General features: G+C 66.9%; 7 protein-coding genes. 3 read left to right on the plus strand and 4 right to left on the minus strand.

Annotated features, from left to right (window positions below; genetic code table 11):
* Nucleotides 1–5 precede the first annotated feature (5 nt).
* Nucleotides 6–794 carry an SDR family NAD(P)-dependent oxidoreductase gene (locus ACT009_RS07110; protein WP_445193637.1) on the plus strand — a complete coding sequence of 263 codons (789 nt, stop codon included), beginning with the start codon at nt 6–8 and terminating at the stop codon, nt 792–794.
* 436 nt (nt 795–1,230) lie between these two features.
* Here the strand turns inward: ACT009_RS07110 and ACT009_RS07115 are convergent, their stop codons facing one another.
* Complete coding sequence (locus ACT009_RS07115; protein ID WP_445193638.1) at nt 1,231–3,489, minus strand: NADP-dependent malic enzyme; 2,259 nt, start codon at nt 3,487–3,489, stop codon at nt 1,231–1,233.
* 272 nt (nt 3,490–3,761) lie between these two features.
* Between ACT009_RS07115 and mutS the strand changes: the two genes are divergently transcribed.
* Nucleotides 3,762–6,350 (plus strand): DNA mismatch repair protein MutS, encoded by a 2,589-nt coding sequence (mutS, locus tag ACT009_RS07120; RefSeq protein WP_445194039.1) that lies wholly within the window; start codon nt 3,762–3,764, stop codon nt 6,348–6,350.
* 5 nt (nt 6,351–6,355) lie between these two features.
* On the opposite strand, the gene ACT009_RS07125 is transcribed toward mutS, so the two are convergent.
* Nucleotides 6,356–6,994: a peptidylprolyl isomerase gene (locus ACT009_RS07125; RefSeq protein WP_445193639.1), complete on the minus strand. Its 639-nt coding sequence runs from the start codon at nt 6,992–6,994 to the stop codon at nt 6,356–6,358.
* A 74-nt stretch (nt 6,995–7,068) separates the two neighbouring features.
* Between ACT009_RS07125 and ACT009_RS07130 the strand changes: the two genes are divergently transcribed.
* Nucleotides 7,069–9,813, plus strand: coding sequence for a [protein-PII] uridylyltransferase (locus ACT009_RS07130; RefSeq protein WP_445194040.1), 2,745 nt, complete (start codon nt 7,069–7,071; stop codon nt 9,811–9,813).
* Nucleotides 9,814–10,031: 218 nt separating this feature from the next.
* On the opposite strand, the gene ACT009_RS07135 is transcribed toward ACT009_RS07130, so the two are convergent.
* Both ACT009_RS07135 and infC read right to left on the minus strand, forming a co-directional pair.
* Nucleotides 10,032–12,929, minus strand: coding sequence for a TonB-dependent receptor (locus ACT009_RS07135; RefSeq protein WP_445193640.1), 2,898 nt, complete (start codon nt 12,927–12,929; stop codon nt 10,032–10,034).
* A gap of 225 nt (nt 12,930–13,154) precedes the next feature.
* On the minus strand, nt 13,155–13,685 hold the full coding sequence (infC, locus tag ACT009_RS07140) for a translation initiation factor IF-3 (RefSeq protein WP_445193641.1): 531 nt from the start codon (nt 13,683–13,685) through the stop codon (nt 13,155–13,157).
* Between the last annotated feature and the right edge of the window lie 12 nt (nt 13,686–13,697).

The raw sequence follows: 13,697 nt of genomic DNA on the forward strand, positions 1-13,697 counted from the left end.
TCGATATGGATACCGCCAACCTCTTCCGCCTCGACGGCCGCGTCGCGCTGATTACCGGCGGCAGCCGCGGCATCGGCAAGATGATCGCCGCAGGCTTCATCGCGCAGGGCGCCAAGGTCTACATCTCTTCGCGCAAGGCTGCGGCATGCGAGGAAACCGCCGCGGAACTCGGCCCGGATTGCATTGCGCTCCCGCAGGACGTGTCGACGGTCGCGGGCTGCAAGGCGCTCGCGGAAAAGTTCGCGGCGCAAGAATCGAAGCTCGATATCCTCGTCAACAATGCCGGCGCCGCCTGGGGCGTGCCGTTCGAGGAGTTTCCCGAACAGGGCTGGGACAAGGTGATGGACCTCAACGTCAAGTCGCCCTTCTTCCTCACCCAGGCACTGTTCGAGCCGCTTAAGGCCGCGGCGAGCCACCAACGACCGGGCAAGGTGATCAACATCACCTCGATCGACGGACTGCGGCTCAACCCGTGGGAAACCTACAGCTACCAGGCGTCGAAGGCGGCGTTGATCTACCTGACCAAGCGGATGGCTGCGCGGCTGATCCGCGATTCGATCAACGTCACCTCGATCGCGCCAGGCGCCTTCGCCAGCGAGATGAACCGTGCCGCCCGCGATCACGGCGACGCGGTTGCCAACGCGATCCCCGCCAAGCGCATCGGGGCCGACGAGGACATGGCCGGCACCGCGATCTACCTCGCGAGCCGCGCGGGCGACTATGTGGTGGGGGAGACGATCGCGGTGGACGGCGGCTTGGTCCACGCGGCGTTGGGCAGCTCGATTGACGGGTGAACGCGGAGTTGAGTCATCTCCCGCGCCAAGTTGTGCTCCCGCGAAGGCGGGAGCCCAGTACTGGGTCCCCGCCTTCGCGGGGACACACGGTGCAAGCGTGAAGCCAATGCTCCTGCGCACGCGCTCAAACGCTGATCGAACCGGTGGGAAGTAGCGGGGGAGAGCGGTGCTCCATCCCCCGCGCATTCGTATCGCCGGTGCCGGTTTGCCCGGCGGCTCCGCTCCTGCGCGTTTCTGTTATGATGACGGCGACGACTGCGGTTTCGCCATGCATCAGGTCGCAACACAAAAAAAGGCCGGGACAAGCCCGGCCGTGAAAGTTTTAGGAGAGGATGCCTGAAAGGCACACTCTTTGTGCACCGCAGCACGGCAGTGAGCAACTGCAAAAATTAGTCGCACAAGTGCGTTTTATGCAATCGTATGGCTAAGGCGCCGTTTACCGTGCGATCCCGCCCGCCGCCAACACCGCCAGCGTCACCAACTCGCTCGCGGTGCTCGTCATCGGCGCGATCTGCACCGGCTTCTCCATGCCGATCAGCATCGGCCCGATCATGTCGTCGCCTCCCAGTTCGCGCAGCAGCTTCGCCGAGATATTCGCGCTCTGCAGCCCGGGCATGATCAGCACGTTGGCAGGACCGGACAGTCGCGCGAACGGATAGTTGGCGAGCTGCTTGGGGTTGAGCGCGACGTCGGGCGCCATGTCGCCTTCATATTCGAACCCGACCTGCCGACCATCCAGGACGTGGACCGCCTCGCGGATGTTATCGAGCCACTGCCCTTCCGGATTGCCGAAGGTCGAATAGCTGAGGAACGCGACCCGCGGCTCGTGCCCCATCCGCCGCGCGACCTGCGCGGTCTGTTCGGCGATGTCGGCGAGTTCCTCGGGCGAGGGACGCTCGTTGACCGTGGTGTCGGCGATGAAGACGGTGTGGCTCTGCCCGACCAGGATGTGAATCCCGAACGGCGTACGCCCCGCCTCCGGATCGATCACCCGCTTCACCTCGCGCATGGTGTGCGCCCAGGTGCGGGTAATGCCGGTGATCATCGCATCGGCCTCGCCGAGCTGCAGCAGCACCGCGCCGAAGATGTTGCGGTCCTGGTTGATCATCCGCTCGACGTCGCGACGCAGATAGCCGCGGCGTTGCAGCCGCGCGTAGAGGAAATCGACCATCCGCGGCACGTGCTTCGACGTGCGGCTGTTATGCACTTCGTACTCGGTCGGATCGGCGATCCCGAGCGCGCGCAGCCGATCGTGGACGTCGTCGCGCCCGACCAGCACCGGCACGCCGTAGCCGCCCTCCTTGAACGCGATCGCCGCCCGCAGCACGACCTCTTCCTCCCCCTCCGCGAACAGCACGCGCTTCGGATGCGCGCGGGCGCCCTCATAGGCGAGCGTCAGCACCGAGGTGGTCGGGTTGAGCCGCGCGCGCAGAGTCTGGCGGTACGCATCCATGTCGAGGATCGGCTTGGTCGCGACTCCCGAATTCATCGCCGCCATCGCCACCGCGGCGGGCACGACTTCCATCAGCCGTGGGTCGAACGGCGCCGGAATGATGTAGGTCGGACCGAAACTGTGGCTGACCCCATACGCCGCGGCGACCTCCTCGGGCACGCGCTGCCGGGCGAGATCCGCGATCGCGTGCGCCGCGGCGATCTTCATCGCATCGTTGATGCCGGTCGCGCGCACGTCGAGCGCGCCGCGGAAGATGAAGGGGAAGCCGAGCACGTTGTTGACCTGGTTCGGATAGTCCGACCGGCCGGTCGCGACGATCGCATCGGGCCGCGCCGCCATGGCCAATTCAGGGCGGATCTCGGGTTCCGGGTTGGCCATCGCGAAGATGATCGGCGCCTTCGCCATGTCCTTCACCATTTCGGGCTGCAGCGCCCCCGCGGCGGAGAGGCCGAGGAACACGTCGGCGCCCTTCAGCGCGTCGGTCAGCGTCCGTGCCTCGGTGATCGCGGCGTGCGCGGACTGCCATTGATTGACGTCGTCGCGGCCCTGGTAGATCACCCCGGTTCGGTCGCACATGATCACGTTGTCGCCGCGGACGCCCATCGCCTTCATCAGCTCGGTGCAGGCGATCGCCGCCGCGCCCGCGCCGTTGACGACCATCTTGATCTCGTCCAGCCGCCGTCCGGTCAGCAGGCAGGCGTTGATCAGCCCCGCCGCGCAGATGATCGCGGTGCCGTGCTGGTCGTCGTGGAACACCGGGATGTTCATCCGCTCGCGCAGGGTCTGCTCGATGATGAAGCATTCGGGCGCCTTGATGTCCTCGAGGTTGATGCCCCCGAAGGTCGGCTCCATCAGCTCGACCGCGTCGATGAAGCGATCGACGTCTTCGGTCTTCAGCTCGATATCGATCGCGTCGACATCGGCGAAGCGCTTGAACAGCACCGCCTTGCCTTCCATCACCGGTTTCGACGCCAGGGCGCCCAGATTGCCCATCCCGAGGATCGCGGTGCCGTTGGAGATCACCGCGACGAGATTGCCCTTGGCGGTATAGTCGTAAGCGGTGGCGGGATCGTTCGCGATCGCCTGGACCGGCACCGCGACGCCCGGCGAATAGGCCAGCGCCAGATCGCGCTGGGTCGCCATCGGCTTGGACGCGACGATCTCGATCTTGCCGGGCCGGCCCTCCGAATGGAACAGCAGCGCCTCGCGCTCGGAAAATTGGAGGGAGGTTTCGTCGGACATGATCGGGCCTTTCGGGATCTACGACGGTCTTTACGGACGCGGTTTGGGTTCGTCACCCCGACTTGTGCTCCGACATAAGCGCTCGGAGCGACCCACCTGTCCTACACGCGTCAGAACTGCCAGCCGCGGCAGGGGCGTTCCCCGCGCACGCCCACAAAGCCTCTCGCACGCGTAGCGGTGTGACTCTTGTGACTTTTGAAAGCCCCGGCGATGTTTCTCATCCGCGATTTGGTTGCTAGGCCCCGCCGGTGATCGAACCCGCCCCGACCCCGATGATGGCCCAATATCTCGCGCTGAAGGCGGAGGCGGCGGATTGCCTGTTGTTCTACCGGATGGGCGATTTCTTCGAGCTGTTCTTCGACGATGCGAAGGTCGCGTCCGCGGTGCTCGATATCGCATTGACCGCGCGCGGCGCGCATGACGGCAATCCGATCCCGATGTGCGGCGTGCCGGTCCATGCTGCCACCGCCTATCTGCAACGGCTGATCAAGGCGGGCCACCGCGTCGCGATCGCCGAGCAGACCGAGACGCCTGCGCAGGCCAAGGCACGCGGCGGATCGAAGGCGCTGGTCGCGCGCGGCATCGTCCGGGTGGTGACCGCGGGCACGCTGACCGAGGACGCGCTGCTCGACGCCTGCTCGGACAATTGGTGCGCCGCGGTCGGCGAGGCGGCTGGCGGTGTCGCGATCGCCGCGGCGGACGTATCGACCGGACGCTTCGTCGTGATCGACGTCAGTGCCGACGCACTCGAGGCCGAACTCGCGCGACTGGGCGCTGCCGAGGTGATCGCCGCCGACGGCGACATCGCGCCACACGCCGCGACGACGCTGCGCCCGCGCGCGGACTTCGACAGCGGCACCGGTGAGACGCGGCTGAAGCGACTGTTCGGAGTCGCGACGCTCGACGGCTTCGGCAGCTTCTCGCGCGCCGGTCTCGCAGCGGCGGGCGGGCTGGTCGCCTATCTCGATCACACCGCCAAGGGCGCGCTGCCGTTCCTGCGCGCGCCGTCGCTGTCGCGCGCCAGCGAGACGATGGCGATCGACGCCGCCACGCGCGAAAGCCTCGAACTGGTGCAGACCGCGGGCGGCCAACGCAAGGGCTCGCTGCTCGACGCGGTCGACCGCACCGTCACCGGCGCGGGCGCGCGGATGCTGGCGGGCGATCTCGGCGCGCCGCTGATGGACAAGGCCGCAATCGATGCGCGGCTCGATATGGTCGCGTATCTGCACGACGATGCCGCCCTGCGCGAGACCCTGCGCGCAACCTTGCGGGCGCTACCCGATCTAGGCCGAGCGCTTGGGCGGCTGGTCGCGGGACGCGGCGGGCCGCGTGACTTGGGGCAATTGCGCGACGGGCTCGACGGCGCGTGGCTGCTCGGCGAACGGCTTGGCGGGATCGTCGCGCCCCCTGCCCTGCTCGCGCGGCTGGCGCCGTCGCTGCAAGGGCACGGCGCGCTGATCGACCTGCTCAAGCGCGCGCTGATCGCCGCGCCGCCGATCGACGCGAGCGATGGTGGCTATATCGCCTCCGGCTACGACGTCGCGCTCGACGACCTTCGCGATGCCGGCGCGGGCGGCCGCCGCGCGATCGCGACGCTGGAGGCTGAGCTGAAGGCGCAGACCGGCACCCCGTCGCTGAAGATCCGCCACAACAACGTGCTCGGCTATCATGTCGAGGTGCCCGCCCGCGCCGCCGATCCGCTGATGCGCCCCGACAGCGGCTTCACTCACCGCCAGACGCTGGCCGGCGTGGTCCGCTTCAACACCCCCGCACTGCACGAGGTCGCCGCGCGGGTGTCGCAGGCTGGCGCGCACGCGCTGGCGGCGGAAGCGGCGCATCTGGAAGAACTCACCGCCACCGCGCTCGCCGCACGCGACTCGATCGCGATTACCGCAGACGCGCTCGCCCGGTTCGACGTCGCCGGCGCGCTCGCCGAACGCGCCGCGGAGGGCGCGTGGACCCGGCCGAAGCTGGTCGACCATAGCTGTTTCGAGATCGAGGGCGGCCGGCACCCGGTGGTCGAGGCCGCGGTCGCGCGTGGCGGCGGCCGCTTCGTCGCCAATGACTGCTCGCTGTCGGAGCGTTCACGCCTGTGGCTGGTCACCGGACCCAACATGGGCGGCAAATCCACCTTCCTGCGCCAGAACGCGCTGATCGCGGTGCTCGCCCAGGCGGGCAGTTTCGTGCCCGCATCGCGCGCGACCCTCGGTCTGGTCGATCGCCTGTTCAGCCGGGTCGGCGCATCGGACAATCTGGCGCGCGGCCGCTCCACCTTCATGGTCGAGATGGTCGAGACCGCGGCGATCCTGGCACAGGCGACCCCGCGCAGCTTCGTGATCCTCGACGAGGTCGGGCGCGGCACCTCGACCTATGACGGGCTCGCGATCGCCTGGGCGGTGGTCGAGGCGATTCATGAGGACAACCGCTGTCGCTGCCTGTTCGCGACCCATTATCACGAGCTGACCCGGCTCGCGGAACGCTGCGACGCGCTCACCCTCCACCATGTCCGTGCACGCGAATGGAAGGGCGAGCTGGTGCTGCTCCACGAACTCGCCGAGGGGCCGGCGGATCGCAGCTACGGGCTGGCGGTGGCGCGGCTCGCCGGGATGCCGCCGGCGACGGTCGCACGCGCGAAATCGGTGCTCGCGAAGCTCGAGGCGGGCCGCGCCAAGACCGGCGGGCTCGCCGCGGGGCTGGACGATCTGCCGCTGTTCGCCGCAGCGATGGAGGCGGAGGAGGAGCAATGCGACGCGATCCGCGCCGCGGTGGAGGCGCTCGACATCGATGCGCTCACCCCGCGCGATGCGCTCGACACTCTTTACCGACTGAAGTCGCTGGCGCGAGACGGGGCGCCGTCCTGAAGGCGCTACTTCTTGGTCTTGACCAGCCAGGGCTTGACCAGTCCGGTCGGCTTCGGCGCGCCGTCGAGCCGGGTCGCGCTGATGATCCGGATCTCGCGCAGCAGCATCTGCCCGCCGAACCCGCCGCCGGTCGGCTGGGCCAGGATGCGCTTGATCACCGGCATGCCCGACACGACATGGCCGAACGCCGCGTAGCCGGGGTGCGCGGCGCTCGCGTCCATGCTCGGCATCGCGCCGACGGTGATGAAGAAATTGCCACCCGCGGACCCCGCCTCTGCCCGCCGCGCCATCGAGATCGTGCCGTCGAGATGCCTGATCCCGGTCATCGCGGTGGTCTCGAGCGGGAACGGCGGCAGGATGCGCCGCGCGTCGGTGCGAATGCCTCCCTGGACGAACCCGAGATGCGGCGCCAAGCGGCTCCGCGCCGCACGATAGAAGGTGATGCCGTCGAAGCGATGATCGTCGACATAGGCGAGGAAATTGGCGCTGGTCTTCGGTGCGCGCCGGGTCTCCAGCGCCAGCACGATCGGGCCGTAGCTGGTAGCGAGCTTGACCCGTACCAGCCGCGGCGCGGGCTTGGCGATGACCGGCGACGGCGCGAGAAGCGCGAGCGCAGCGAGGACGCGGAAGGCAACGGACGACATCGACGCCGCGCTAGAGACGCCGCGAAGCCGACGCAAGGCTGTCGCCCGCCCCGCGCCACCGCTATGGCCGCATGATGTCGCATCGTTTCGATCACCTTCCGAACCGTCGCGCGATCATCGATCGGCGTGCGCTCGCCGAACAGATCGCCGGGATCGACGGTGCCGCCGCGGCGCTGCGGCGCGCGGTCACTGCCGAGCTGAAGGCGGCGCTCACCGCGGGGCGCGAGGAGATCGACCGGCGGCTGCGCGTGCATCCCTCGCGCGGGCTGGAGGCGGCGAATGCGCAGGCCTATCTGGTCGATCAGCTGCTCCGCCTGTTGTTCGACTTCACCGTCCAGCGGCTGCATCCGCTCAGCAACCCGACGACCGCCGAACGGCTGACGCTGCTTGCGGTCGGTGGCTATGGCCGCGGCGAGATGGCGCCGTTCTCGGACGTCGATATCGGGTTCCTGACGCCGTGGAAGCAGACGCCCTGGGCCGAGCAGGTCATCGAATCGATGCTCTACGCGCTGTGGGACCTGGGGCTGAAGATCGGTCATTCCAGCCGCTCGCTCGACGAGATGGTCCGCCAGGCGAAGGGTGACACCACCGTGCGCACCGCGCTGCTGGAGGCACGCTTCGTCTGTGGCGACACCGAGCTGTACGAGGAGGCTGCGCTGCGCTTCAAGAGCGAGGTCCAGCGCGGCACCGAGCGCCAGTTCATCGCCGACAAGCTCGCCGAACGCGACGTCCGCCACCGCAAGATGGGCGACACCCGCTACGTCGTCGAGCCGAACGTGAAGGAGGGCAAGGGCGGCCTGCGCGATCTCCACGCCTTGTTCTGGATCGGAAAGTACATCTACGACGTCCAGCGCGCCGCCGAGCTGGTCGAGGTCGGGCTGTTCACCAAAGCCGAATATCGCCAGTTCCACCGCGCCGACAATTGGCTGCAGGCGGTGCGCTGCCACCTCCACACCATCACCAAGCGCCCCGAGGACCGGCTGACCTTCGACGTTCAGCGCGAAATCGCGGAGCGGATGCGCTTTTCCGACCGGCCGGGGAAGTCGGCGGTCGAACGCTTCATGCAATATTACTTCCTGCAGGCGAAGGCGGTCGGCGATCTGACGGGCGTGTTCCTCGCACATCTCGACGAACAGTTCGCCGCGCGTGGCCGTCGCTTCGGGCTGCCGAGCCTGCGCCGCCGACCGGGCAAGCTGCACGGCTTCGTGCTCGACCGGGGGCGGTTGGCGCTGCCCGATGAGGGCTTCTTCGCGGCCGATCCGGTGCGGTTGATCGAGATGTTCCAGCTCGCCGACCTGCATGCGCTGGAGATCCACCCGCTGGCGATGCGCGCGGCGGCGCGCGACGCCAAGCTGATCGACGATTATCGCGCCGATCCCCGCGCCAATGCGGCGTTCCTCGACGTGCTGGCATCGCCGCGCGATCCCGAGCTGGTGCTGCGCTGGATGAACGAGGCAGGGGTGTTCGGCCGCTTCGTGCCCGATTTCGGCCGCGTCGTCGCGCAGATGCAGTTCGACATGTACCACCACTACACCGTCGACGAACACACCATCCGCGCGATCGGGCTGCTGTCGAAGATCGAACGCGGCACGCTGCGCGAGGATCATCCGCTCGGCACCGCGGTGATCCACCAAATCGTGTCCCGGCGCGCGCTGTTCGTCGCGGTCTTGCTCCACGACATCGCCAAGGGTCGCGGCGGCGACCACTCGATCCTCGGCGCCGCGGTGGCGGAGCGGCTGTGCCCGCGCTTCGGTCTGACCGCCGCGGAGACGGAGACGGTGGCGTGGCTGGTCCGATACCACCTGCTGATGTCCGCGACCGCGTTCAAGCGCGACCTGTCGGATTTCAAGACGATCCTCGACTTCTGCGAGACGGTGCAGAGTCCGGAACGGCTGCGCCTGCTGCTGGTGCTGACGATCGTCGATATCCGGGCGGTCGGGCCGGGCACGTGGAACGGGTGGAAGCGGCAGCTGCTCGCCGACCTGTTCGAAGCGTCCGAGGAGGTGCTGCGGCTGGGCCACAAGCAGAAGGGTCGCGGCGAGCGGATCGAGGCGCGGCAGGCGACGCTGCGCCAGTCGCTCGGGTGGGACGATGCGCGGTTCGACCGCTTCGTCCACCGTTTTCCCGAGGCCTATTGGATCGCCGAACCTGACGACGTCCTGATTCACAATGCCCGCTTCATCGCCGATGCGGGCGACGTCCAGCTGGCGATCGACGCGCAGGTCTATCCGGGGCGCGGCGCGACGCTGGTGACGATCTACGCCGCAGATCATCCGGGGCTATTCTACCGGATCGCCGGCGCGATCCACGTCGCCGGCGGCAACATCATCGACGCGCGGATCCACACCACGCGCGACGGCATGGCGATCGACAATTTCCTGGTCCAGGACCCGTTCGGGCGCCCGTTCGACGACCAGCAGCAGCTACGCCGATTGCGTACCGCGATCGAGGATGCGCTCGCCAATCGCGGCAAGCTCGCCGATCGACTGGTCGCGAAGCCCGCGCCGCGGACCCGCGCCGATGCGTTCGAAATTGCGCCCAACGTGCTGATCGACAACCGCGCGTCGAACCGCTTCACCGTGGTCGAGGTCAACGCTCGCGACCGCCCGGCCTTGCTCAACCAGCTCGCCAACGCGCTGTTCCAGTCGAAGGTGACGCTCCACTCCGCCCATGTCGCCACCTATGGCGAGCGCGCGGTCGACACCTTCTACGTCACCGACCTGACCGGCGACCGGATCACCAACACCGGCCGCCTCAAGACGCTCGAGAAACGCCTACTCGCCGCCGCCGCCGGCGAAGAACTCGATCTGGCTGCTTGAGATCAGCGCTATCCCCCAACTTTCCAACTACCCCGGCGGAGGCCGGCGCCAGGTCGAAAGTCCGTGATGATGAAGCGCTGCCTTCAGTAACAACGATCTCTAAACTGGGGTGCCTGCCCCCGCCGGGGTGGTGCAACTCGAGTGCAAAGCGCTTTCGCGAAACGAAAAAGGCCGGCCCGCTTAGCGCGAACCGGCCACTTTTCACTCTGCCACCGAAATCAGAAGCGGCTACGCAGCGTCACACCGTAGGTGCGCGGCTCGGCGAGGAACGCCGAGTACAGCGCGTTGCTGGTGCCGCCATATGCCGCGGCGTTGGCGCGCGAACCGGCACCCTGGAACGGCGTGTTGAACGCGACCTGGATATAGTCCTTGTTGAACACGTTCTGCGCCCACAGCTCGACGGCCCAATTCTGGTCCCGACCGCGCAGGCCGATGCGGGCATTGACCAGCGCGAAGCCGTCTTGGGCCTTCTCCGGCGCCAAATCCGACCCGGTGTTGTAGTCCGAGGTCAGACGGCTATCGACATAGACCAGGCCCGACATGCCGCCCGACCCGATCTCCGGGGTCCAGGAGAACGACGTCGTGACGACGTTCTTAGGCGCGTTGGACAGCTGGCTACCCGGCAGCAGGAACAGCGCCCGATCCAGCGGCTCGCCAGTGGTCGAGCTGCCGATCAGGTTCTTGCGGAAGTGCGTGTCCGAATAGGTGTAGCCCGCGGTGAACGTTACTTCGCGGATCGGGCTCAACGTCGCTTCCAACTCGACACCCTGCGAGATCACGCCCGGCTTCTTCGAACGGTCGGTCGGGCAGGCGCCGGTCTGCGCACCGGTGACGGGGTTGATCCCGTTGTCGGTGTCGAGGCCGTTAAGATTGTCCTTACACGCTTCGATATTCTGCACGACGAAGATCGAGCCGTTGAAGGTGTTCAGCTGGAAGTCGGTGAATTCCTCGCGGAATGCAGCGACGTTGAAGCTGAAGCCGCGCGTGTTGAACTTGGCGCCGATCTCGTAGTTGTTCACCTTCTCCGCGTTGAATCGCAGGCCCGATGCGTCGGCATTGGTGCGCGGCGAGAACACGCCGTTGACGCCGCCGAGGTCCGAGCGATCGAGATTGTAGCCGCCCGCCTTGTAGCCCTTGGCGTAGGACGCATAGGTCAACAGCTGCGGGGTCGGCTTCCAGGAAAGGACCGCGGTGCCGGTGAACTCACCGTCGCTGAAATTGTCCTGAAGGTTGAGCGCATTCAGCGACGAGCTCGAATTGCCCGTGCAGGTCAGCGTCACGATGCCCTGCGCCAGCGCGGTCGCGCCGCTCTGGGTCCGGGTCAACGGCGCCAGCGCGGTCTGCTGCGCCGGGCAGATCGTGTTGTTGTTGTTGAAGTTCGCGCCGAAGTCCTTGCTTTCATGGGTGTAGCGCAGGCCACCGGTGACCGACAGCGTGTCGGTCAGGTGCACGATGTTGTGGGTGAAGAACGCGTAATTCTCGCTCTTCTGACGGTAGACCGAACCCTGGTCCCCGAGATTGTTCAGCGTCGAGAGACGGTCGAGGCCGGCAGCGATCAGGCCACCCGCGGCAGGACCGAACGCGCCGAGCACGGTAGCGCGGCCAGTCGGGCTGAGGCAGCCCGTCTGACCAAGGCCCTGCTGCGCCAGCGCCGGGCTGACGTTGGCGACGAGGCGGCAGGCGGCGAAGGTGCCGTACTGCGCACCGAAGACGACGTTGTCGACGAGCTTCAGCTTCTCATTCGAGTAGAAGCCGCCGACCAACCAATCGAGCTTATCGTTGAACAGCGATCCCTGAAGGCGCGCTTCCTGCGTAAAGGTGTGGAATTGGCGATACGCATTGCCGTCGCCCGCCCGGTGGGTGAGATCGACGTTGGTATAGTCGACGTCGCCGGCATTGCCCGACTTGTATTCGCGATACGCGGTGATCGAGGTCAGCGTCGCGCCACCCAGATCCCAATCTGCCTGGAGCGAGCCGCCATAATCCTTGGTCTTGTTGCGGAACGTCTGCCCCGGGGTGACCGCGACGTTGCGGCTGAACGGATCGGGGGTGTTGCCGGCGAGCGGATAGGCCGCGCCCTGGCGACGGAGAATGTCGACGATGCGGTTGCTCGCGTTATTGACGACTGCGCCGTCGGTGTTGACCGTCGCGAAGAACGGCGCGACGCCCGCGGCGTTCGCGGTCGGATCGGCAGTTTCGACCTGGCTGTAATAGACCGCGCCGCAGCAGCTTTCGTTGCGGCGGGTATAGTCGCCGATCAGGCGGAAGCTGAGCTTGTCGGTCGGCTTGAACAGCAGCTGGCCGCGGACGAAATAGCGGTCGCGGTCGTTGACCTTGCCTTCGCTGCCGCCGCCCTGGGTGACGTTGTCGTAGAAGCCGTCGCGCTTCACGTAGACGCCGTCGACGCGGAATGCGAGCTTGTCGGCGATCAGCGGGCCGGTGATGCCGCCGGCGAAGCGATACTGGTCGTAATTGCCGTAGGTCGCCTCGCCATTCCCGTGCCAGTCGAATTCGGGCGAGCGGGTGATGATGTTGATCAGGCCAGCCGACGCGTTACGCCCGAACAGCGTGCCCTGCGGGCCGCGCAGCACCTCGACCCGGTCGACTTCGCCGAGTTCGTTGAGACCGACGCCGGTACGGCTGCGATAGACGCCGTCGATGAACACCGCGACCGAGCTTTCGAGACCTGGGTTGTCGCCGACCGTGCCGATGCCGCGGATGCGCGCCGAGGCGTTCGATTCATTGCCGGTCGAGGAGATCAGCAGCGACGGTGCGAGCTGGTTGAGCGAGCGGATGTCGCTGCCGCCGGAGTTCTGCAGCGCTTCCTGACCGACCGCAGAGACCGCGATCGGCACGTTGGACAGGCGTTCGGAGCGGCGGGTGGCGGTGATCACGATGTCGCCGGCGTTGGTCTGTTCGGCAACCGCCGCATCCGCGCTCGCCGCCTGGGTGGTGTCGGCGTCGGTGGCATTGGTCTGGCCAGCGACCGAAGCGTTCGCGGTGCCCTGCGACGGGGTCGTCTGCGCCTCGGGCGTGGTCGTAGCCTGTTGCGCCAGGGCGGGTGCGGCAAGCGCGACGGTGGCAGCCGCGGACAACAGATAGGCGGTCATACGCATCGGCATTCTCTCCTGAACAAACCAAATTCGAATGTGTGGTTTGTTCTGCCGGTAGAGAGCCACAGGCGTGAACGTCTATGAAATTTTGGTCGGCAGGTCGTTTTTAAAGGATCGGTGTCGCAGATGAGCCACACCGCGCACCTCGGATCACGCCACCGAAAACAGGAGTGACGCTACGGCAATCGGGGAAATAGGGACGGGCATCACGGCCCGTCCCCGATCGCGTCACTTGGGCGCGAGCACCATCAGCATCTGCCGGCCTTCCATGCGCGGATACGCCTCGATCTTCGCAATCTCGGCGACGTCATCCTGGACGCGCTTCAGCAGGTTCATGCCGAGCTGACCGTGGCTGAGCTCGCGGCCGCGAAACCGCAGCGTGATCTTGACCTTGTCGCCCTCGCCGATGAAGTCGTTTACCTTCTTCATCTTCGTGTCGTAATCGTGATCGTCGATGTTCGGACGCATCTTGATCTCCTTGATCTCCTGCGTCTTCTGCGACTTGCGCGCGAGGTTCGCCTTCTTCTGCGCCTCGTACTTGAACTTGCCGACGTCGAGGAACTTGGCGACGGGCGGATCCGCGTTCGGCGACACCTCGACCAGGTCGAGGCCGAGTTCGGCCGCCTGCTCGATCGCTTCGCGGGTGTACATCACGCCGAGATTCTCACCCTCATGGTCGATCACGCGAACCTTCGGGCTCTGGATCCACTCGTTGAAGCGAGGGCCATTCATCGGCGGCGCCTGGTTCGGCCGGCGCATCGTGGGAGGACG

This window comes from Sphingomonas sp. Tas61C01 (assembly GCF_052567495.1).